This is a genomic window from Glutamicibacter soli, from assembly GCF_052322135.1.
GTDB classification, from domain to species: Bacteria; Actinomycetota; Actinomycetes; order Actinomycetales; family Micrococcaceae; genus Glutamicibacter; species Glutamicibacter soli.
Map to the genome: position 1 here is coordinate 3,823,752 of NZ_CM125969.1, position 21,328 is coordinate 3,845,079.

Sequence of the window (21,328 nt, forward strand, 5' to 3'; positions counted from 1 at the left end):
AGCATAGAAAATCATCCGGTTGGGCGAACCGCCCGGAATGCTGATCTTGCACCTCCCTCGAAAGGTGGATCAACGAGCGGCGGCCGCGCAGTCATATGCACCCGAAGGTGCATGCGACGGCGCGGCCGCGGGTTCTGCAGGTGCAGCTGCTAGGCGACGGCGGTGGCCACGAACAGCGCGCCGACCACCATCACCGCGAAGGGCAGGGCCAGCACGATCATGAATTTCAGGTTGTCGCGCACGATCGCCACGCATTCGCGCAGGAACGCGCTGGGACGGTAGTAGGCTGCGGTCTTGCCGCCGAAGGCGCGGGCATCCAGCCCCAGCTGCCGCGAGGCCAGCCCGGCGCGCAGCGCATGGTAGTCGCTGGTCACCAGCCACAGGCGGCCGTCGGTGCGCTGGGCGCGCACCAGCTGGTCGGAGAACTTCAGGTTCTCAATGGTGTCCTTGGCCCGGTCCTCGATGAGGATCTGCTCCTGCGGGATGCCCTGCTCGGCCAGGTAGCGGGCCATGCTCACGCCTTCGGGCTCGACCTCGTCGCGGCCCTGCCCGCCGGTGGGCACCACCAGCGGCTTCGGGTTTTCCTGCGTGCCGTAGAGCTCGATGCCCTTGTCCAGCCGCCCGCGCAGCAGCGGGGTGACCTTGCCGTCGATGGTGCGGGCGCCGAGCACCACCACCGCCGCCCCGCGGCCCTTGGCAGGGAACCGTGCGTGCACCCACGAGTACAGCAGCAGCATGGCGAAGACGCTGGCGCTGAACACGGAGGCGAAGAACATGATGAATGCCAGGGACAGGCTCCACCACTGGGAGATCACCACCAGTCCGAGCGCGGCCACCGGCAGCGCGAACACCAGGATCCCGGCGATCAGCGACAGCAGGTTGGGGATCCGCGCGCCTTCGCGGCGCCACATCAGGATGCCGTTGTAGATCAGGGCGGCGCCGAACACCACCAGCATCAGCGGCGTGAGCACCACCAGGATCGCGACCAGGAAGCCGAAGCCAGGCACGAAGCTGGTGAGCAGTTCGGAGAGCGTGGACAAGCTGGCCAGCACCAGCGGCAGCAGCGCCGCGGCGAGCACCAGCCGGCGCGGTTCCCTGCGGTACAGCAGGATGAAGGCGGCCCACAGCGCGGCGAGCAGGGCCAGTGAAATGAGGTCGTAGCCGAAGTCTTCCATCAGGATCAAGCCTAGACGGCGTTCCGCCGGGAAATGCCGAATTCGCGCTCCAGCATGGACTTGGCACCGAGGAAGCCGCCCATGCCGTGGACCGACGGGCCAGGCGGGACCGCCGAGGAGACCAGGTACAGGCCCTTGCTGCGCAGGTACCAGGGGTCGGTGGACACCAGCGGCCGGCGGACGCTGCCCAGCAGGTCCATGGTGCCGCCGGACAGGTCGCCGCCCACCAGCGCGGCGTTCTGCTTTTCCAGCCCCTGCGCGGTGACCACATGGGATTCGAGGACCAGGTCGCCGAAGCCCGGGGCGGCGGCCTCGATCATCGAGCGGATCCGCCCGCTCATGTCCGCCGGGGAGCCCAACGGCACATGGCAGTAGGCCCACAGGACCTGCCGGCCCTGCGGCGCGCGCGATCCGTCGAAGACCGAGGGCTGGGAGACGATCATGAACGGCTTGCCCGGCGCGCGGCGCCTGGCTTCGCGCTCCGCCCGGCCCACCTGCGCGGCCGTCCCGCCCAGGTGCACGGTTCCGGCCTGCGCGAGCACCGGGTCCTTCCAGGGCACCGGTTCGGAAAGCACGTAGTGGACCAGGCAGCTGCCCGGGGACCTGCGGGTCTTGGCCAGCGCCGCGGAGAGCTTCTGCGGCAGCCGGTTCCCGGCGATCCGCCCCGCCATCTCCGCGGAAGTGTCGAACAGGACGATGTCCTCGGACAGCTGCCCGAGGCTGGTGATGCGCCGCCCGGTGTGCAGGCGCCCGCCGTGGGCCCGCACCTGGCCGGCGAGCGCATCGGTAATCGCCTGGGATCCGCCGCGCGGGATGGGCCAGCCCTTGGCGTGCGCCGCGGCCGCCAGGAACAGTCCGGCGCCGGCGTTAGCCGGGCCGCGCGATCCCCCTGCCACGTGGGCGGAGCAGCCGGCGTACAGCGCGGCGGCGCGTTCGTGCTTCGCGGAGAACAGGTCCTTGAGCCCCATGCCGCCCAGGGTGCTGGCGCCGAAGGCGGCCAGCGTCGCCGGGTGCGGGGGGACTTTCAGCAGCGGGTTCAGCAGGGTGTCGCCCAGCTCGTCCATCCGCTGCACCAGGAAAGAGAGCAGCCGGGAGTACAGCTCCCCGCTGGCGCCCAGCTCCTGCGCGGTGCGCTCGAGGTCCCGCCAGGCGTAGGCGGTGCGGTCATCGAGCACGTGGGCGAAGGACAGCTCGGGGATGATGAAGTCCACCTCGTCCAGCACCCCCAGCTCGCGCATCGCTGGCGACTGCAGGGCCATGGGGTGCACCGCGCTGCCCAGGTCGAATCGGGCTTGGGAACCGTCCAGCGGCTGGGTGCGCGCCGCCCCGCCGAGGGTGTCGTTGGCCTCGTATACGGTGACGTCCAGCCCCGCGCGGGCGGCAACCGCGGCGGCGGCCAGCCCGTTCGGGCCGGAGCCGATGACCGCTACGGCGCTCATGCTTTGGCCTCCGGGGCCGGCGCGTTCGCCGCGTGCTCGGCGTGCTGCGGGGCGCTCGGCTTCAGGCCGCGCAGGGTGAAGGCGTCCGGCGCGCCGGCGAACGGGCCGGCCAGCGGGTCCTCCTGCCCCACCGCGCGGATCGGGTCGCGGCGCGGGTCGAGCACCGAACGCGCCACCAGATACATCAGGTACCCCAGCATCAGCATGTGGGCGAGGACCAGCACAATGTACCCGGTCTCGGGGAACACCTTGTGGATGTCCTCGGCGCCCAAAGAGTCCAGGTAGAACCAGAGCCCGTAGAAGTGGGCGACCTCCACCAGCATCCAGACCACGAACTCGCGCCACCTCGGCAGCGCCAGGGCGAACAGCGGGATCAGCCAGACGATGAACTGCGGCGAATACACCTTGTTGACCATGACGAAGGAGGCCACGATCAGGAAGGCCAACGAGCCCAGCCGCGGGGTGCGCTTGGCAACCAGGCCGAGCACCGCGATGCCCGTGCAGCACAGGAAAAAGAGGACCAGGCCCCAGAAGGACATCTGCTCGGCGTTGACAGGCTCGAGCACCTCGGACTTGCCGGCCAGCAGGTTCCAGACGTGCCAGAAGCTGGAGAAGCCGGCGCCGCGCTCGGAGGAGAAGGCGAAGAAGTGCTTGAACGAGTCCGGGTAGGCCAGCGCATAGGGCAGGTTGACCAGAGCCCAAGTCAGCGCCGCGGTGCCGCCCGTGACCCAGAAGGGCTTGAGCTTGCCGGTGCGCACCGCGATCACCAGCACCGCGCCGAGCACGAAGAACGGGTAGATCTTCATGGCGGCGCCCAGGCCGATGAGGATGCCCGCCAGCACCGTGTGCCTGCGCGCGAAGCTGAGCATGCCCAAGGCCAGCAGGGCCACTGCCCACATGTCCCAGTTGACGCTCCCGGCCAGGATGATGCCCGGGGCAATGGCCACCATGGCGGCGTCCCACGGGCGGCGCCCTCCCATGCGCAGGGTGCAGACAACGGTGACGATCCACAGGATCGCCACGAGGACCAGGTTCATGTCGAAGTAGATCAGCGAGCGGTTGGCGGCCCCCTCGGGCACCAGCCAGGCCACCGCGGAGGCGACCGCGCTCATCAGCACCGGATACTCGAACTGCGCTTGGGCCGAGAACGGCACCCACGGGTTCTCAGCGAAGCCGCGGGCCCCGAACAGCGGCACCCAGTCGCTGTAGCAGGCGTAAAGATAGGGATTGCTGCCGCCCCAGCCGTTGACGCGGCAGGGGTTCTTGGCCAGCAGCATCAGCAGCGATGCCGCGATGGTCATCAGGATCAGCACGCGTTCCACCGTGAAGAATCCGGGGTTCACCCGTCCGGGGTCGCTGTGCCTGCCCAGCGGCCCGCCGATCACGGCGGTGAACTGGCGCAGAAACCCGTCGGCCCTCGAGGGCACGGTGATCCGCAACGGGCCCCGGGTGGACTGTGGCTGCTTAGACTCGCGCATACCCTCCAGCCTAGTAGCTGGGCCTATTTGAACGGTGCCGCCAGCCCATGTTTCATCACTTGGGTTCACAAAATTACGGCCGCCGCGGTCCACGCGCCGATGCGGGGCCGCGAAATACCCCGACGGATTCCCCGGTGCGGCCAGGCCCCCGGAAGGTCCGGAGACATGGCACCGAAGAGGGGACGGCAAGGCCTCCAGGGAACCAACAGGTAATTAAACCCGCACTTCACCCTGCGTTTACCTCAGCGCACCCGTGTGGTTAACTCGGGTGTTTAACGTCGAATTCGTGAGCAACACCAATCAGCCGCAGGTCCTGGCCATCATCCCCGCACGGGGAGGATCCAAGGGCATCGAGCTTAAGAACCTCCGCCGGATCCACGGCAAGTCCCTGCTGGGACGCGCCATCGAATCCGCCCAGGCCGCAGCCTCAGTCAGCGATGTTGTGGTGAGCACCGACCATCCCGGGATCAAGGCCGAAGCCTTGGCCTACGGGGCCCGCGTGGTGGACCGCCCGGCAGAAATCGCCGGCGACACCGCCACCAGCGAATCGGTCCTGGTCCACGTGCTTGAACGCGAACCGGACCTGCCGCAGGCCACCGTCTTCATCCAATGCACCAGCCCGTTCATCGATCCGGCGGATCTGGACGCGGCGGTCAACCGGGTGCTGCGCGGCGAACTGGACGTCAGCTTCGCCGCCGTCGCCGACCACGGCTTCCACTGGTCGCTGGATGCCGCTGGGCTCGCCCAAGCGGTAGGCCACGACATGTCCGTCAGGCCCCGCCGGCAGGACCGCGAACCGCGCTTCCGCGAAACCGGCGCGTTCTACGCCATGGACTCGAAAGGCTTCCTGGCCGCGAACCACCGCTTCTTCGGACGTGTAGCGGTGCATCAAGTCCCTGCCGAGCACGGGATCGACATCGACACCGAAGCGGACCTGCTGCTGGCCTCCCTGCAGGAGGAACAGCATCTTGACCCGGTGCTGGTGGACGCGGTGGTCACCGATTTCGATGGGGTGCACACCGAAGACACCGCCTACGTCGACCAGTTCGGCACCGAAGCCGTGCGGGTATCCCGCTCGGACGGCATGGGCGTCGCCCGGCTGCGCGCCGCCGGGGTGAAGTTCCTGATCCTGTCCAAGGAAGCGAACCCCGTGGTCGCGGCCCGCGCCGCCAAGCTGAAGGTCGAGGTGGCGCACGGCATCGATAACAAGGCCGAATACCTGGCCCGCTGGCTGGCCGACGAATCCATCAACCCGGCCCGCGTGGCCTACGTCGGCAACGACGTGAACGACCTGGGCGCCATGTCCCTGGTCGGCTGGCCGGTGGCCGTGGCAGACGCCCAGCCGCAGGTGGCCCAGGCAGCCCGGCTGACCCTGGCCCGCAACGGCGGGCACGGAGCGGTGCGGGAACTGGCCGAGCTGGTGCTCGCAGCCCGCGCCGAAACCGGTGCGGCAACCCAAGAATTTACACATTTCACCCACTGAAAGGCAGTACCATGACCTCGATTACCACTGACATCAAGCCGGTAGCCATCGGCGAGAACCTGCTCGGCGCAGGACAGCAGGTCTACGTGATCGGCGAGATCGGCATCAACCACAACGGCGACTTGGAGATCGCCAAGCAGCTGATCGACATCTCCGCCGAGGCCGGCGCCAACGCGGTGAAGTTCCAGAAGCGCACCCCGGAGATCTCCACCCCGCTGGACATGCGCGACAAGATCCGCTCCACCCCGTGGGGCGAGATGACCTACCTGGACTACCGCTACCGCGTGGAGTTCGACGCCGCGCAGTACAAGGAGCTGATCTCCTACGCCGCGTCCCAGGGCCTGCACGCCTTCGCCTCCCCATGGGACGTCCCGTCCGTCGAATTCATGGAGGAGCAGGGCGCGGTGACCCACAAGGTCGCCTCCGCCTCGGTCACCGATGTCGAGCTGCTCACCGCCCTGCGCGAAACCGGCAAGCCGATCATCCTGTCCACCGGCATGTCCACCATCGAGCAGATCGACAAGGCGGTGGAGACCCTGGGCACCAGCAACCTGGTGCTGATGCACGCCACCAGCACCTACCCGCTGCCTCCGGAAGAGGCCAACCTGCGCATGATCGAGACCCTGCGCGACCGCTACCAGGTGCCGGTGGGCTATTCGGGCCACGAGCGCGGCCTGCAGATCTCGCTGGCAGCCGTCGCCCTGGGCGCGGTGACCGTGGAACGCCACATCACCCTTGACCGCACCATGTGGGGCTCGGACCAGGCCTCCAGCCTCGAGCCGAAGGGCTTCGCCTCGCTGATCCGCGACATCCGCATCCTGGAAGAAGCCATGGGCGACGGCGTGAAGAAGGTCTTCCCGGGCGAGCTGGCCCCGCTGTCCCGCCTGCGCCGCGTGGACGGCTAGGCAGTTCCCGCACCGCAGTCCCCGGCGGCCGGACCATCCCGGTCCGGCCGCTTAGGTGTTATCCACCTCCACCAGCACCGAACACAAGGAAGCCGAGCAGCAATGACGAGCTTGACCCCCGGCCGCATCTCCGTGGTCATCCCGGCCTACAACCAGGAGGCGTACATCTGCGATGCGCTGGCCTCGCTGGCCCGGCAGAAGCTGGGCCGCTGGGACCTCGAGGTGCTGGTGGTGGACGATGCCTCCACCGATGCAACCGCCGCGCTGGTGGAAAGCTTCAACGACTCGCTGCCCAGATTGCGGCTGGTCCGGCTGTCGCAGAATGCAGGGGTTTCCGCGGCCCGCAACGCCGGGCTGCAGCTGGCGACCGGCGAGTATTTCACCTTCCTGGATCCCGACGACTGGTACAGCCCCGAGCACCTGGCCGTGCTGGCCGACGCGCTGACCGGGCTGCACGTGGACTTCGTGCGCAGCGACCACGTGCGCGTCACCGGCACCAACCGGGTCATCCACCGCGCCCCGCAGGCGTTGCGCGGCATGCCGCTGAATCCGGCGGACGACATCGAGCCGATCGATTCGCCCTCCATGGTCGACTACGCGTTCGTCTGGGCGGGCATGTACCGCACCGAGCTGATGCGCCAGCGCGGCCTGTTCTACTTCGACGCGGACCTGAGCAGCGCCGAGGACCGGCTGTGGCTGTGGAAGGTGCACCTGGGCACCACACGCTATGCCGTGGTCTCCTCCCCCAGCGTGTTCTACCGCCGCGGGCTGCCCGGTTCGCTGACCCAGGTATTCGACGAACGTCAGCTCGGGTTCATCCCCGCCTACGAGCGGATTCTGGCCGCCGTGCGCAGCCACCCGGACGCCGAGCGCCATCTGCCCAAGGCGCTGCGCCAGTTCTTCGCGATCGTCTGCCACCACGAGAAGCGCGCCAAGCACTACCCGCCGGCCGTGCGGCTGGCCATGAAGCAGCAGCTGCGCCAGGTCTTCACCTCGATCGACCCGCAGTCCGCCCTGCAGGTAGCGCTCGAGATGGATGTGGCCCGCCGCCGCCATATCCTCTCCTTCCTGCAGCCCGGAACGATCGGAGCCGCCAAGTGATCGCATTAGTCGAGGCCAGCAGCTATTTCCAGCTCGCTTCCCTGGCCGCCATGGCCGATGCAGGCCTGCTCCCGGCCGCTGACGAGCGCATCCTGGTGCTGGCCAACGGCTCCCAGGTGCCGGAGCTGACCACACCCTTGCAGGACTCCCCCGGCTTCGAGCAGCTCGCCGCGCGCTTCGACCGCGTGGTCGACTACGCGCAGCTGATGGCCCCGCGCCGCCCCGCGCAGTTCAACCCGCGCGAGGACGAGCTGATGGTCTTCGAGCGGCTGCTGCGCGACGCCTGGGACCTGGACGACGAGCCGTTGCTGCTGGTGCTGGAATCCATCCAGGTCAACCCGTCACAGGCGCTGGCCAGGATCTTCTTCGACGCGGAGATCTGGGTGCACTCGGACGGGCTGATGTCCTACGGGCCCACCCGCAACCGCCTGGCCATGCCGCTGCGCCAGCGCATCACCCGCACCCTGCACGTGGACCTGGTGCCGGGGCTCGAGCCGGCGCTGCTGGCCGAGCTGAACCCGCTGCGCGAGGTGCTGCCAGCCTCCGCGCTGGCCGTCGTGTTCGAGCAGCTGGCCGCGCAGGCAAGACTCGAGCTGCCGCAGGGCGCGGCGCTGGTGCTCGGGCAGTACCTCGGCTCGCTGGGGCTGCTGGATTCCGAGGAGGAATTCGAGCTGCACCTGCAGATGCTGCGCGAGGTCGGCGCCGCGGGGCTGGACACCGTGCTGTTCAAGGCCCACCCCTCGGCCAGCCCCACTGCCGCAGTCCGGCTGGCCCAGGCCGCCGCGGACCTGGGGCTTGAATTCCGGCTGCTGCGCACCGACCACCTGGCCGAAACCGTGATCGCGCTGGCCCGGCCGCAGCTGGTGGTCTCCTGCTTCTCCACGGGCCTGGCCACCGCCCGCTACATCCTGGATACCGAGGTGCGCGCCGTGGGCACCGGCATGATGTTGCAGGCGCTGGCGCCGTACGAGAACTCGAACCGGATCCCGCTGTCGATCATCCATGCCTTGTTCGTCCAAGACCTGCCGGTCCCCCGGGACAGCGGGGACTTGGCCGGGCAGGACATGCTCTCGAGGTTGCTGGCCGCGGTTTCCTTCTGCATGCAGTCGGCCCGGGTCCCGCACCTGCGTGATCAAGCGTCGGCCTTCCTGGAAGAGCACTATGCCGAGTTCTCGGCGCATTTCAAGCGCCGCCGGATCACCAAGCTGGGGCTCCCGCCGCTCTGGGCCCATCTGCCGGCCCGCCGTAGCCTGCCCTCGAAGGTCCGCGGGGCCTCGCGCCACGTGCTGCGCCGCGGCTCCAAGGGGCTGGATTCCTTGTCCAAGTCGCTGAGCCGCCTGGCCCAATGACCGTCGCCGTCCGCAGCGAAGGATTCTCCCGTTCCATGTCCATTAATCTGTCCCGCCACGACACTTCCGAGGTGCCGCGCCCGCGCTTCGGCGCGGCCTCGGTTTGGGTGGAGTCCCCGCTGCAGCTGCTCTCCGCGGTGGAGACCCACGCGGCCGGCCTGCTGGGCCATGAGGTGCGCATCGTGCCGCGGCAGGGTATGCCGTTGGAAGCCACGACTCAGGCCCTGTTGGCCCAGGCGCCGGCCGGTGTGGAATTCGTGCAGGCTGCGCGGAAGCCGCCGGCGCCGAAGTCCTCCACCGACCGTTTCGTCGCCGGGGACGCCTACTCGGGCAAGGTCCAGCGCGCGCTGCTGGCCGGGGTGAAAGCCAAGGAAGTTGTCATCATCGACGACGGCCTGGCCACGTTGGCATTGATCAACCAGCTGGTGGCCGAGGAACCAGCCCCACTGGTCCGCGCTCGTGCCAGGAATTCCGCCGCGCGCACCGCCATGGGCCTGGCCATGTGGCATCGGCTGCGCCAGCTGGCCCGCGAGGGCCGGTTGCTGATCGTCTCCGCGCTGCTGGTCTCCCCCGACACCCAGCGCCGCATGGCCGAGCTGGGCATCAAATTTGCGCAGCATAAGTTCGAATGGCTTTCGACCCAGCCGGTGGCCGAACGCTTCACCGAGCCGACGCTGCTGATAGGCTCCGCCATGGCGGCCGACGGCCTGATCCATGAGGAGCCCTATCTCCAATGGATCAAGTCCATCGCCGCAGACGGTCCGGTCGCGTATTTTCCGCACCGCCGCGAAACCGCAGAATTCCTGGAGAAGATCAGCCAGATCAGGAACGTTGTGCCCAAGCAGCACACGGTTCCGATCGAGATGCGGTTGCGTGTGCTGCGTCCCGGCCAGGAAATCCGCGCACTGCCTTCGACAGTCATCCCGTCCCTGCGCCTGCTGCTGGGCAATGACGCGCGGCAGCTCTATCCCCAAGCAGTCCCGGAATCATGGTGGACTGAGTCAACCCCGGTGCCGCTGCGCGAACACCTTTCCAGCTCTTTGAAGGTTTGACATGTTCGTGAATCCATCCATTCTCGCCATCGCCGATTCTGATTCCTACCTGAAGCTGGCAGTGACTTTCCTGGACCGGCTCGGCCCTGCGTGGGACCGTCGGGTTGCCCTGGTTCGCACACCGGTGATGCCTACCGAGGAACAGATTGCCGCGGCGTTCGCCGGAACGAGCTTGGACCAGCGAGACCTGCAATTCATGACGCTGCATCAGCTGAATGCGGATTCGATCCCCGAGGACATCGTGTTCGCCGCGGCCACCGGGCCGGTGGTCGCCGAAGCCTATTCGCGGATCCTGCGCTCGGAGCCGGCGCAGGCGCGCCGTACCGCCTTGGTCTCCGCGCTCCCCGGTGTCGCCTACCCGGCTACTGCGAAGGGATGGAACTACCGCCGCGCCGGGGATGCGTTCATCTGCCATTCGCACGCCGAGGCCCGGGATTTCTCGTTCATGACGGAGGAACAGCCGGGTCACCATCCGACCATCATGGTCAGCAAGCTGCCATTCCTGTATTCGGCCGGGTTCCCGCCGGTGACCCATGGCGAGATCCGGAGGGTCGTTTTCGCTCCGCAGGCAAAAGTTCCCTACACCCGAGAAGATCGCGAAAAAATCCTGCTGGCCCTCGAGCGGGCCGCACGGCTGAACCCAGGTCTCGAAGTGGTCGTCAAGTTGCGGGCCCGCGCAGGAGAACCGCAGACGCATCTTGAAGCATTCCCCTATGATCAGCTCTGCGACGAGCTTCAGGCCGCCGGCAGGCTGGGGCCTCATTCCCACCTGAGATTCGAAACCGGCACAATGTCCAACGCGCTGACGCCCGGCAGCGCGCTAGTGACAGTATCGTCGACTGCCGCGCTCGAGTCATTGGATCGAGGACTGCCAACAATGATCCTTTCGGATTTCGGTGTGAACGAACAGATGATCAATGAGGTTTTCCGCGGATCGAACATTCTCGGCACCATGGATGAGCTCGAAGCTCTCAATTTCCCGGTTCCCGCCAAGGCCTGGTTAAGGGAGAATTATTTCCACCGGATGGACGGCAGTGTTCACGAGTCGATGTCGATCTTGGCTTATCAGGCCCGTCAAGGCCGGCTGGTGACCGACGCTGAAATTCTTGCGTTGGTCAGGAACCAGCCGATGCGTCAGCGGCTGCGCACAGCGCTTCCCACGCCCGTAGTGCGCATACTGCAGAAAATTAGAAGATTCCTGAACAACGATGGCCGGCAAGACCTCAAGTCTTCGTCATGAGCAAAATTCGTTTTGATACTGATAGTTATCTATCGCTGACAACATGGTCATTGTCATTATCTAAAAGATTTACACACCTGTACAAAATGCCAGTTATCTAATGTCATGGGCAATCCTTGCATTGCTCGAATCAAGCCCGTATTCGGACATTCGAGCGCCAACTACTGCATTTACCGGCATTTCCGGGAATGTTTCCGGGCCCCGAGGACTTAAGATCAATAGGGGCATATCTCTGTGCCGCGTCTTCTGCGCGCCCAGTTGCCCGGAGGTTTATACATTTCAATAAGGAGTTCATGTGTCGGCGAACCCGATTCGCGTTGCCATCGTTGGCGTAGGCAACTGCGCCACTTCACTTATCCAAGGTGTCGAGTACTACCGGAATGCCGATGCAGATTCCACCGTTCCCGGTTTGATGCATGTGCAGTTCGGCGAATACCACGTCGGCGACGTGCAGTTCGTCAGCGCCTTTGATGTCGACGCCAAGAAGGTCGGCCTCGATCTGTCCGAGGCAATTCTCGCCAGCGAGAACAACACCATCAAGATTGCCGATGTCCCCACCACTGGCGTGACCGTCAAGCGCGGCCACACCCTAGACGGCCTGGGCAAGTACTACCGCCAGACCATTGAAGAATCGGCATCCGAGCCGGTCGATGTTGTCCAGACCCTGAAGGACGACAAGGTCGACGTGCTGGTCTGCTACCTGCCGGTTGGATCCGAGCAGGCCGCGAAGTTCTACGCACAGTGCGCCATTGACGCTGGCGTTGCCTTTGTCAACGCCCTGCCGGTGTTCATCGCAGGTACCCCGGAGTGGGCCCAGAAGTTCACTGATGCAGGCGTTCCGATCGTGGGCGACGACATCAAGTCCCAGATCGGCGCCACCATCACGCACCGTGTGATGGCCAAGCTGTTCGAAGACCGCGGCGTGGTGCTCGACCGCACCTACCAGCTCAACGTCGGCGGCAACATGGACTTCAAGAACATGCTCGAGCGCGATCGCCTGGAATCCAAGAAGATCTCCAAGACCCAGGCCGTCACCTCCAACACCTCGGCCGAACTGGGCGAGGACGACGTGCACATCGGCCCGTCGGACTATGTTGCTTGGCTTGACGACCGCAAGTGGGCATTCGTGCGCCTCGAGGGCCGCAACTTCGGCGATGCCCCGGTCAATCTCGAATACAAGCTGGAGGTCTGGGATTCCCCGAACTCCGCTGGTGTCATCATCGACGCCGTGCGCGCCGCCAAGATCGCGCTGGACCGCGGTATCGGCGGACCGATCCTGTCGGCATCCAGCTACTTCATGAAGTCGCCACCAGAGCAGTACGACGACGAGAGCGCCCGCCAGAAGGTCGAAGCCTTCATCCGCGGAGACGTCGAGCGCTAAGCTTCGCCAATTCAACAGCCGGTGCTGAAATCCTTGATTTCAGCACCGGCTGTTGTTGTTGCCGCAGTATTTGATTCAAATCCGAGATGGGGCCTTGTTCGTTCCGATTCCGACGGCCATCCGCATCTATCCATTAATGCGGGAAGCCCGCCGGCTTGCAGGCCGGCGGGCCTCTGAGAATTGATCGGCGAGTTCATAACGTACTCCTTGGTTCGATGGTGCTGATAACGGTAATGGCGCTATCAGTACTTATCGAATGCGGAAGTACATTTCTGGCGGCACGTGGTTCTTCAACTCACGCTGGCGCATGTTACGGCTGAATTCGGCGCTATCAAGGTATTTGTTCTTGCGCTTGTCCTGGCGTCTTGTCATTTGCTTTCCCTCCCTTCGCGCATGGTCAGAGGTGAAGGAAGATCTTGACGGGTTGTAGAGATTGCACGAGCCTTCAGGCTTTCCGGTCCAGCGAAGATTAGTTCCGAGGTCCGAACTGCGCGTTGGGCTGCCGTGGCGAAAAGTGGAGCAGACATGAAAAAAGTTCCTAAGGTGTGAGTCGATTACTGACTTTCAACCTCAGGAACTATGTCGTGATGCCTAGATGATTTTAGGAATCCGCTGTTCCGGAGGTTGGGGAGACGAAGCGATGGCCATTGGGCGCAGAAATGCCATTGCCGGATCGCACCGGGCGATCGGTCACAAAGGTCTGATTCATATTCATCGTGTCCCACCTCCTAAAATCTGCTCTGAGTCAATCGCGTTCAACGCGAGACTGTATTTGGATAACTTTTCGATTCGGAATTCTCATTGAGACTTCCCAATCACAGTATTCAGCATACATGGGCAAATGCACCTACGCCAGCTATTTCAATATTTTATTTAAGCAAATTTCAGCTGGGAACACGGAGAGCCTGATTTCCCGCAGGGAATCAGGCTCTCCGTTATCAAACTAGTCAGACGCTACTATTCAGTAATGCTCGGTTGGGACTCCGGCTGCTGCGCCCACCATTGGCGCAGTCGCTCGCTGGCGATTTCCTCACCCAGCACGCCTTCGTCAAGACGCAGGTTCAGCATGAACTTGTAGGCTCGGCCTACTACCGGGCCCGGGCGAATTCCGAGGATAGCCATGATCTGTTCGCCGCCCAAGTCCGGGCGGATCGAATCAAGCTCTTCCTGCTCGGCAATGGCAGCGATACGCGCCTCGAGGTCGTCGTAGGCGAAGGCGAGCCGTTCTGCCTTCCTCCGGTTGCGCGTCGTGACGTCCGAGCGGGTCAGCCGGTGTAGCCGCTCCAGCAGACTGCCGGCATCCGTCACGTAGCGGCGCACCGCCGAGTCGGTCCATCCGGCGTCTCCGTAGCCGTAGAATCGCATGTGCAGCTCGACCAGGCGAGCCACCGCCTTGGTGGTGTCCTTGTCGAAACGCAGGGCGCGCATGCGCGCCTTGACCAGCTTGGAGCCAACCATGTCGTGATGGCGGAAAGATACTGCGCCGCTAGGCTCGAACTTCCGGGTCGCCGGCTTTCCCACGTCGTGCATGAGCGCGGCGAAGCGCAGAATGAAGTCCGGACCGGGCACAGCGCCTTCCGCATCCGTTTCAAGTTCCACGGCCTGCTCGAGCACCGTCAGCGAATGCTGGTACACATCCTTGTGGCGGTGGTGTTCGTCGATTTCCAGACGCAGGGCAGAGACCTCGGGCAGAACACGATCGGCAAGGCCGGTATCCACCAGCAGATCGATGCCCGCGCGGGGATCCGCTCCGTTGATCAGCTTGACCAGCTCATCGCGCACGCGCTCGGCGGAGATGATCTCGATGCGATCGGTCATTTCGCTCATGGCCCGACGTACTTCCGGGCTCACTTCGATCTTCAGCTGCGAGGCGAAACGTGCCGCGCGCATCATGCGCAGCGGATCGTCGGAGAAGGAGATGTCCGGCGAACCGGGAGTGCGGATCTGCTGGTCGGTCAGCGACGAGACGCCGTCAAATGGGTCAACCAGCTCCAGCTCCGGCAGGCGCAGCGCCATGGCATTCATGGTGAAGTCGCGGCGGAAAAGGTCATCATGCAGGTTGTCGCCAAAGGCCACCACCGGCTTGCGGGAATCCTTGTCATAGGCATCAGCGCGGTAGGTCGTGACCTCAAGGGTGTGCTCGCCCTTCTTGAAGGCGATGGTGCCGAACTCCCGACCCACATCCCAGGTATTGTCCGCCCAGCCGGAAACAATCTTCAAGGTTTCCTCGGGCCGTGCGCTGGTGGTGAAGTCGAGATCGGGCGAAACCCTGCCAAGGTACAGGTCGCGGACCGGACCGCCCACCAGGGATAGCTCATGACCTGCCCGGACGAATCGGTCGGCGAGCTCAAAAATGACCGAAGGCAGGATTTGACGCAGCGCGTCATGAGTGGGGAGTGCATGCATAGTTCCTTAAGCGTGCCAGAAATCCCGCGAGTTTGCTTCAAAAATCAGTGACATTGCCAGCGAGATCACTTACTTGCCCACGTCGATAAGGCGAAGGAGGGCACTTTCTAGATAGAGTGGATTCATGAACCGACCGATCCCGTCTGCCCCAAAGCGCACGCCGTTGACTGCGTCAATGGCCCGCGCGCAGGCAACTGGCGGTCACACGAGTCTGCCAACCGTCGAGGAAGTCTCCTCCGGAGGCATCGTCATCGACTTCGAGAAACCGGATTTTCCGGTGGCGATCATCGCGCGCTACAACCGTGGCGGACGCCTTGAATGGTGCCTGCCCAAGGGCCACCCGGAAGGCGAAGAAACCAACGAGGAAGCGGCCATCCGCGAAATCGAGGAGGAAACCGGCATCGCCGGGCAGATCCTCGCACCCCTAGGTTCGGTTGACTACTGGTTCACCGTGACGAATTATCGGGTGCACAAGACCGTGCACCATTTCCTACTGGAAGCCACCGGCGGGCATCTGACCATCGAGAACGATCCCGATCACGAAGCCGTGGATGTTGCCTGGGTGCCGCTCGATGCCCTGGGCAAACGCCTGTCCTTCCCCAATGAGCGCCGGATTGCAGAACTGGCACGCGAGGTTCTAACGAAGTATGTCTCAGGTTCCTAATTCCTTTCAGGGCTCCGACCACCCGGTAACCGGAGCTTTGGAAATGGTTCCCGAACCGGCAGCCAAGACCCCGGCCGCCTCCGGCGGTTCCAGGTCGAAGGTCTATGCCCTGATGGCCTCGGGCACCCTGGTGTCCCGAATCCTGGGCTTCGTGCGCACGGCGCTGCTGGCCATGGCCATTGGCTCGGTGACCTCGGTGGCGGACATCTTCGAGAAGGCGAACGTCATCCCGACGATCATCTTCATGCTGCTGGCCGGCGGCATCTTCAACGTGGTGCTGATCCCACAGCTGATCAAGGCCTCCAAGGCCGCGGACCGGGGCGCCGCCTACACCTCCAAGCTCATCACCCTCACGATGGTCGTCATGGGCGCGATGGCCGTGATCCTCACGCTGTGCGCCAGGCCCCTGATCGTGGCATTGACCCACAACTGGACCGAGCCGATGATCGTGCTGGGCACGGCCTTCGCCTACTGGTCGCTGCCGCAGGTCTTCTTCTACGGCCTGTACGCGGTGCTCGGCCAGGTGCTCAACGCCAACGGCAGGTTCGCGGCGTTCATGTGGGCCCCTGCGGTCAACAACATCATCCAGCTACTGGTCATCGGCGCATTCATCATCACCTTCGGTGCCTACTCCTCCGGCGACCCGATGGATACCTGGACCACCGGCAAAACCATCTGGCTGGCCGGCGGAGCGACGTTGGGCATCGTGATGCAGTCGGTTGTGCTGCTGTGGCCCCTGAAGAAGACCGGGCTGAAGCTCAAGCTCGATTTCTCTTGGCGCGGCATGGGACTGCGACACGTGGGCAAGCTGGCCATCTGGACCTTGGCCGCCATGGTCATCGGCAACGTCTCCTCGCTGCTGTACTCAAAGATCGTCTCCGCCGCGACCGCGGCGCGTACCGAGCTGCCTCCCGAACAGGCTGCCTCCGTGGCCGGCGAGTACGCGCTGAACACCTCGCAGCTGATCACCGTGCTGCCGCACTCGCTGTTCGCGCTGACCGTCGCCACCGTGCTGTTCAATGACTTCACCCGCGCCTTCCACGAGAACCGCCGCAAGGACGTCGGCGGCCTGCTCAGCCAGGGCATGCGTTCGACCGCGATTCCCATCGTCTTCTGCACGCTGGTCTTCATCGTGCTCGCCGGCCCGCTGGGACGCCTGTTCGCCGGCAACTCCGAATACGCCGCGCAGGCCGCCGGTGCGCTGGGCCAGCTGCTGGTGCTGACCGCGCTGGGCCTGCCGTTCAAGTCCCTGCAGTTCTTCATGCTGCGCGTGTTCTTCGCCGACGAGGACACCCGCACCCCGATGCTGATCCAGACGGCCACCGCCGCCCTGGGCCTGGTGCTCGCGTTCACCGCGGCCGCCGTGGTCGACCCGCTGCACATCGCCTCCGCCATCGCGTTCATCTACGGCCTGACCAACGTGCTCGGCGCGATCGGCACGCACTACCTGGTCAAATGCCGGTACGGCGACTACGGCGTCACCGGGGTCATCGACACCTACGTGCGCATCGGCTGGATGGCCACCGTTTCAGCCCTGGTGGGCTGTCTGGTGCTGTGGCTCATGGGCGGTTTCAACTTCGGATTCGCCTACGACTCGCTGATCACCGCCATCATCACGGTGGTCGTCGTGGGCGGCGTCATGGCCGTGGTCTTCATCGGTTTGCTCTACAAGACCAAGGTTCCTGAACTGGACGGGTTCCTGGGCCCCCTGCTGCGCCGAATCCCGGGACTCAAGCGGTAGCGCAGACACCGCGAAGAACCACGGTGATTCTGCCCGAATAGGCACCAATCCACGGACCTCGGCAGGTAACATGGCAGATGGCGGTGCCTCACTGCCATCGAACCGCAAACCAACCCCTTGGAGATGCACGTGTCGCAGCCAATCGATGTCGGCTCCGTTCTCAGCGGCCGTTACCAGGTCACCGAGACCGTCTTGTCGTCCGCAGAAGGCGATCTGGTCCTGAGCGGCATCGATCAGGTGCTCAACCGCGCGGTGAGCATCATGGTGGCATCGGTTCACAATTCCTCCCAGCTGGCCACCAGCGCCCGTGAAATCGCCATGGGCGAACGCACGGCCAACGTCCAGGTCCTGGATTTGGGCATCACCGATTCGAATCAGACCTATTTGGTCGCCAACGTGGCCCGCTCCTCGGACATGCTGGACCTGGTGCTGGAAACGGACGACGCCCCGTACGTAGAACCGTTCTTCACCGATACCCTGGGCACCGAGATCTTCGGCGAATCACGCCAATCCGTCCCCCAGACTTACGAAGACGACGCCGAGTACTACGAGAACCTGCGCTACGAGGACGCTCCCGAGCAGCAGGGCAAGGTCGGCACCGCGCTGTCCAACGGTTTCGCCGGTTTCAAGAACCGCTTCGGCAAGAAGAACCAGCAGCCTGCCGAGGACGTCTACGACGACTCGGACTACCAGCAGGACGACTACCAGCAGGCTGAGGCGCCGGCAGAAGCCGACGACCAGACCGCTCCCAACGCCCAGGTGCCTCCGACTGCCGCCACTCCGATGGCTCCGGCGCAGCCCGGGGCTTCCAAGCCGAAGGTGACCCGGCTGGATGACAAGGACGAGCCCAACGTCACCGCGACAGCTGCCTTGGCCGCCGCGGCACAGTCCAAGGGCCAGGCTTCCAAGACCAAACCTGAAGAATCCAGGCCCCAGCAGCAGAAGCAGCAGCCTAAGGCCCAGCAGCCCAAGCCTGCCGCCGCCTCGAACGACGCCAAGAAGAAGGCCGCAGCGGCGGCTGCCGGCGTCGCAGCCGGTGCTGCTGCATCCAAGGCCTCAACCTTCCCGGCAGCGGCCAAGAACGCCCCGGTGCAGAATCAGGACGTCGAGCAGGTGGACGACGAGGAGAGCACCTCACGCGGCACCCGCCTGCTGGTCGGCGCCGTACTGGCGATCGTCCTGGTCATCGGTGTGGTCTTCGCCTTCAACTTCCTGGGTGGCGACAAGGACAACGTGGCCGAAAACAACGGCGCCACGACCACCAGCGAAGCTCCAACCACCCCGGGTGAGTCCAAGACCCCTGAGGAATCCGAGGCTCCATCGCTGCCGGCACCGGCCATCGCCGACGTCTCACGACTGGTTCCGGGCAACCAGGAATTGAACTCGGCAACCGACGATACCTTGTCGAAGATGACTGACGGCAACGCCTCGAGCAGCTACAAGTCCTTCTCGTACACCACAGGAAACTTCGGCGGATTCGCCTCGAACATGGTTTTCATCCTCGAACTTGAAGAGAAGTCGGCTGTTTCCGAGATCTCGCTGGACGGCCTGAACGCCACCGGTGGCGCCTACGAAATTCTCGTGGGCAGCTCGGATGATCTGGGCAGCGCCACGTCCGTGGCCAAGGGTTCCTTCTCCGGGCCGTCGGTCACCGTACCGGTCAAGGATGGGGACAAGGACTTCATGGAAGGCCAGTACATCTTCCTGAATGTCACCGATCTGCCTCGGCGGGCCTCGGGAGCCAATCCTGATCGTCCGTACGGCCTGCAGATCGGCGAGTTCTCCGCCAAGTAACACGCGCGGAATTTTTTACCAAAGCAATGCGTTGAGGTGGATAGTGAGGTAAGCCCTCGCTATCCACCTCGCATTATAAGAATGAAAGGGTTCTACCCCCGTGACTTCAGTACAGAACGATGAAATCCGCGACGTAATCATCGTGGGTTCCGGCCCTGCCGGTTACACCGCTGCGATCTACACCGCGCGAGCAAACCTGAATCCCCTGGTGATTGCAGGTTCCGTAACCGCCGGTGGCGAGCTGATGAACACCACGGACGTGGAGAACTTCCCGGGCTTCCCGCAGGGCATCATGGGCCCGGACCTGATGGACAACATGCAGCAGCAGGCTGAGCGCTTCGGCGCCGAGATCCTCTTCGACGATGTGACCGAGATGAATCTCGAGGGCGAGATCAAGACCCTCTCGCTGGCCGACGGCACTGTGTACCGTGCCCGTGCCATCATCGTTTCCACCGGATCCGCTTACCGCGAGCTGGGACTGGCGGACGAGAAGCGCCTGTCCGGACACGGCGTTTCCTGGTGCGCTACCTGCGATGGCTTCTTCTTCCGCGAACAGACCATCGCCGTGATCGGCGGTGGCGACTCAGCCATGGAAGAGGCGCTGTTCCTGACCAAGTTCGCTTCCAAGGTCATCGTCGTGCACCGCCGCAGCGAACTGCGCGCTTCCAAGATCATGGCTGACCGTGCCCTGGCGCACGAGAAGATCGAGTTCGTCTGGGACTCCGAGGTTGTCGGCATCAACGGCGAGGACAAGGTCAACGGGCTGGTTGTCAAGAACCGTAACACCGGAGAAGAGTCCACCTTGGACGTCACCGGCGTCTTCGTAGCCATCGGTAACGACCCTCGCGTGGATCTGGTCAAGAACCAGCTTGAGCTAACTGCAGAGGGCACCATCGCCGTCGACGGACGCAGCTCCAAGACTTCGCTGCCAGGCGTGTTCGCCGCAGGCGACGTCATCGACTCCACCTACCGTCAGGCCATCACTGCTGCCGGCTCCGGCTGCGCAGCAGCGCAGGATGTCGAGCACTTCCTGGCCAACGTCAAGACCCCGGCAGAAGCCGCAAACTAATTCCTCAGAAAGGGGTTGCATCTCATGAGCAACGCTAAAGCAGTTACCGAAGCAACGTTCCAGGCAGAGGTTCTGGAATCCGACAAGCCGGTCATCGTGGACTTCTGGGCAGAATGGTGCGGTCCATGCCGCCAGCTCGGCCCGATCCTGGACCAGATCGCTGAAGAGCACGCTGAAAAGGTCACCGTCGTTAAGCTGAACATCGACGAGAACCAGGCACTTTCCGCCAAGTACGGGATTACTTCCATTCCGGCCATGTTCGTGTTCCAGAACGGCGAGCACGTAGCGTCCTCCTTGGGTGCCAAGCCTAAGGCTGTCATCGAGAAGGAATTTGCAGCCTACCTGTAGCCAGTACTCGGCATCTTGAGTGGTGCGGCGGGATTTGTTCCCGCCGCACCACTTTTTTGTTCAAAGGGTTCGCAACTGCCCCTACCTCTTGTTAGAGTCGACATGGTGTTCGATCCTGGACGCGTTCTGCGCATCATTGCAGATAAACATATTCATGCGATTGTTTTTGATTCAGCGACACCAAAATGTTCGTGGAGCTCGCGTTGGTGTCCTGCCAACTGTTCATAACCGTAAGCGGTTGGGGCAGGCTTTCACCAAAGGCGGCCAGAACTTCATCCGTCAGTTGCGCAGGACGTTCTGGTCGTCGGCTGCGATACTCAGGTAACCGAATCCACGAGAATCGCAATGTTCTGGTCGCGAACCGGCAGGATGCCGATTGCGCTGGATCGGATAGTACTGGAGGCCGCGAGCTATCAATTCCCATCACGTTGAGACGATGCCCCGTCCAGCGACGTGAACGATCCGTATCAATGCCTTCCTGCCGCCATTCCCGGCGGCAATGATCCGAGGCTCCAAGGCCGGCCCGTACACCAGCTAACGACTTCATCCAACCACACTAAGCCGTTGCGCCGGCCTCGACAGCCAACCTGCACCACCCCATATCGCTGGAACACAATTGAAAGAAAGCGGGAACTCTTCAGTCGGCAAGACGAAATCGTTCTGCACCCGGAACTTGTTAACGTTGAGCATGCGCTACCGAAGC

General features: G+C 64.0%; 18 protein-coding genes. 12 read left to right on the forward strand and 6 right to left on the reverse strand.

Annotation, left to right across the window (positions count from 1 at the left end; all coding sequences use genetic code 11):
- Window positions 1-149: 149 nt before the first annotated feature.
- Genes ACTX90_RS18150 through ACTX90_RS18160 form a run of 3 tightly spaced genes read right to left on the reverse strand, consistent with a single transcriptional unit; the run spans window position 150 to window position 4,092 of the window.
- The gene (locus ACTX90_RS18150; RefSeq protein WP_443442650.1) at window positions 150-1,175 is read right to left on the reverse strand and encodes a YdcF family protein; all 1,026 of its coding nucleotides are present in this window, start codon (window positions 1,173-1,175) and stop codon (window positions 150-152) included.
- An 11-nt stretch (window positions 1,176-1,186) separates the two neighbouring features.
- Window positions 1,187-2,614 (reverse strand): phytoene desaturase family protein, encoded by a 1,428-nt coding sequence (locus tag ACTX90_RS18155; protein ID WP_047120548.1) that lies wholly within the window; start codon window positions 2,612-2,614, stop codon window positions 1,187-1,189.
- The gene (locus tag ACTX90_RS18160) at window positions 2,611-4,092 is read right to left on the reverse strand and encodes a glycosyltransferase family 87 protein (RefSeq protein WP_443442651.1); all 1,482 of its coding nucleotides are present in this window, start codon (window positions 4,090-4,092) and stop codon (window positions 2,611-2,613) included. The genes ACTX90_RS18155 and ACTX90_RS18160 overlap by 4 nt, the downstream gene beginning before the upstream one ends.
- A 286-nt stretch (window positions 4,093-4,378) precedes the next feature.
- Here ACTX90_RS18160 and ACTX90_RS18165 point away from each other — a divergent pair, with 286 nt between their 5' ends.
- From ACTX90_RS18165 to ACTX90_RS18195, 7 genes are all read left to right on the forward strand, one after another.
- Complete coding sequence (locus ACTX90_RS18165) at window positions 4,379-5,575, forward strand: cytidylyltransferase domain-containing protein (protein ID WP_443442652.1); 1,197 nt, start codon at window positions 4,379-4,381, stop codon at window positions 5,573-5,575.
- Window positions 5,576-5,586: 11 nt separating this feature from the next.
- Window positions 5,587-6,480 carry an N-acetylneuraminate synthase family protein gene (locus ACTX90_RS18170; RefSeq protein WP_443442653.1) on the forward strand — a complete coding sequence of 298 codons (894 nt, stop codon included), beginning with the start codon at window positions 5,587-5,589 and terminating at the stop codon, window positions 6,478-6,480.
- A gap of 102 nt (window positions 6,481-6,582) precedes the next feature.
- Window positions 6,583-7,581, forward strand: a complete 999-nt coding sequence (locus tag ACTX90_RS18175; protein WP_424678579.1) for a glycosyltransferase family 2 protein — start codon at window positions 6,583-6,585, stop codon at window positions 7,579-7,581.
- Window positions 7,578-8,930 carry a polysialyltransferase family glycosyltransferase gene (locus tag ACTX90_RS18180; protein WP_113607279.1) on the forward strand — a complete coding sequence of 451 codons (1,353 nt, stop codon included), beginning with the start codon at window positions 7,578-7,580 and terminating at the stop codon, window positions 8,928-8,930. The genes ACTX90_RS18175 and ACTX90_RS18180 overlap by 4 nt, the downstream gene beginning before the upstream one ends.
- 35 nt (window positions 8,931-8,965) lie before the next feature.
- A complete protein-coding gene (locus tag ACTX90_RS18185; RefSeq protein ID WP_113607396.1) occupies window positions 8,966-9,982 on the forward strand; it encodes a hypothetical protein in 1,017 nt (338 codons plus the stop codon).
- A gap of 1 nt (window position 9,983) precedes the next feature.
- Window positions 9,984-11,222 (forward strand): DUF6716 putative glycosyltransferase, encoded by a 1,239-nt coding sequence (locus ACTX90_RS18190; RefSeq protein ID WP_113607278.1) that lies wholly within the window; start codon window positions 9,984-9,986, stop codon window positions 11,220-11,222.
- 295 nt (window positions 11,223-11,517) lie between these two features.
- Entirely contained in the window at window positions 11,518-12,603 is a 1,086-nt protein-coding gene (locus tag ACTX90_RS18195; protein WP_053799275.1) for an inositol-3-phosphate synthase, read from the forward strand.
- A gap of 249 nt (window positions 12,604-12,852) precedes the next feature.
- Here the strand turns inward: ACTX90_RS18195 and ACTX90_RS18200 are convergent, their stop codons facing one another.
- Window positions 12,853-12,975, reverse strand: coding sequence for a hypothetical protein (locus ACTX90_RS18200; RefSeq protein ID WP_272926284.1), 123 nt, complete (start codon window positions 12,973-12,975; stop codon window positions 12,853-12,855).
- A gap of 585 nt (window positions 12,976-13,560) precedes the next feature.
- Complete coding sequence (locus tag ACTX90_RS18205) at window positions 13,561-15,009, reverse strand: CCA tRNA nucleotidyltransferase (protein ID WP_443442654.1); 1,449 nt, start codon at window positions 15,007-15,009, stop codon at window positions 13,561-13,563.
- Between the two features lie 124 nt (window positions 15,010-15,133).
- Between ACTX90_RS18205 and ACTX90_RS18210 the strand changes: the two genes are divergently transcribed.
- The 5 genes from ACTX90_RS18210 to trxA all read left to right on the forward strand — a co-directional run bounded on the left by ACTX90_RS18210 (window position 15,134) and on the right by trxA (window position 20,625).
- Window positions 15,134-15,673, forward strand: a complete 540-nt coding sequence (locus tag ACTX90_RS18210; RefSeq protein ID WP_047120557.1) for an NUDIX domain-containing protein — start codon at window positions 15,134-15,136, stop codon at window positions 15,671-15,673.
- Window positions 15,657-17,414, forward strand: a complete 1,758-nt coding sequence (gene murJ / locus ACTX90_RS18215) for a murein biosynthesis integral membrane protein MurJ (RefSeq protein ID WP_443442655.1) — start codon at window positions 15,657-15,659, stop codon at window positions 17,412-17,414. Before ACTX90_RS18210 ends, murJ begins: the two co-directional genes overlap by 17 nt.
- A 129-nt stretch (window positions 17,415-17,543) precedes the next feature.
- Window positions 17,544-19,208: a hypothetical protein gene (locus ACTX90_RS18220; protein WP_443442656.1), complete on the forward strand. Its 1,665-nt coding sequence runs from the start codon at window positions 17,544-17,546 to the stop codon at window positions 19,206-19,208.
- A 100-nt stretch (window positions 19,209-19,308) separates the two neighbouring features.
- Window positions 19,309-20,277 (forward strand): thioredoxin-disulfide reductase, encoded by a 969-nt coding sequence (gene trxB / locus ACTX90_RS18225; protein ID WP_047120560.1) that lies wholly within the window; start codon window positions 19,309-19,311, stop codon window positions 20,275-20,277.
- Between the two features lie 24 nt (window positions 20,278-20,301).
- Window positions 20,302-20,625 (forward strand): thioredoxin, encoded by a 324-nt coding sequence (gene trxA, locus ACTX90_RS18230; protein WP_047120561.1) that lies wholly within the window; start codon window positions 20,302-20,304, stop codon window positions 20,623-20,625.
- 133 nt (window positions 20,626-20,758) lie between these two features.
- On the opposite strand, the gene ACTX90_RS18235 is transcribed toward trxA, so the two are convergent.
- On the reverse strand, window positions 20,759-21,172 hold the full coding sequence (locus tag ACTX90_RS18235) for a hypothetical protein (protein WP_443442657.1): 414 nt from the start codon (window positions 21,170-21,172) through the stop codon (window positions 20,759-20,761).
- Window positions 21,173-21,328 lie beyond the last annotated feature (156 nt).

Bases quoted from the DNA above. Each gene is read 5' to 3' on its own strand.
- ACTX90_RS18150 (WP_443442650.1), bottom strand. From the start codon at position 1,175: ATGGAAGACTTCGGCTACGACCTCATTTCACTGGCCCTGCTCGCCGCG.
- ACTX90_RS18155 (WP_047120548.1), bottom strand. From the start codon at position 2,614: ATGAGCGCCGTAGCGGTCATCGGCTCCGGCCCGAACGGGCTGGCCGCC.
- ACTX90_RS18160 (WP_443442651.1), bottom strand. From the start codon at position 4,092: ATGCGCGAGTCTAAGCAGCCACAGTCCACCCGGGGCCCGTTGCGGATC.
- ACTX90_RS18170 (WP_443442653.1), top strand. From the start codon at position 5,587: ATGACCTCGATTACCACTGACATCAAGCCGGTAGCCATCGGCGAGAAC.
- ACTX90_RS18175 (WP_424678579.1), top strand. From the start codon at position 6,583: ATGACGAGCTTGACCCCCGGCCGCATCTCCGTGGTCATCCCGGCCTAC.
- ACTX90_RS18185 (WP_113607396.1), top strand. From the start codon at position 8,966: ATGTCCATTAATCTGTCCCGCCACGACACTTCCGAGGTGCCGCGCCCG.
- ACTX90_RS18190 (WP_113607278.1), top strand. From the start codon at position 9,984: ATGTTCGTGAATCCATCCATTCTCGCCATCGCCGATTCTGATTCCTAC.
- ACTX90_RS18200 (WP_272926284.1), bottom strand. From the start codon at position 12,975: ATGACAAGACGCCAGGACAAGCGCAAGAACAAATACCTTGATAGCGCC.
- ACTX90_RS18205 (WP_443442654.1), bottom strand. From the start codon at position 15,009: ATGCATGCACTCCCCACTCATGACGCGCTGCGTCAAATCCTGCCTTCG.
- ACTX90_RS18210 (WP_047120557.1), top strand. From the start codon at position 15,134: ATGAACCGACCGATCCCGTCTGCCCCAAAGCGCACGCCGTTGACTGCG.
- murJ (WP_443442655.1), top strand. From the start codon at position 15,657: ATGTCTCAGGTTCCTAATTCCTTTCAGGGCTCCGACCACCCGGTAACC.
- trxA (WP_047120561.1), top strand. From the start codon at position 20,302: ATGAGCAACGCTAAAGCAGTTACCGAAGCAACGTTCCAGGCAGAGGTT.
- ACTX90_RS18235 (WP_443442657.1), bottom strand. From the start codon at position 21,172: ATGAAGTCGTTAGCTGGTGTACGGGCCGGCCTTGGAGCCTCGGATCAT.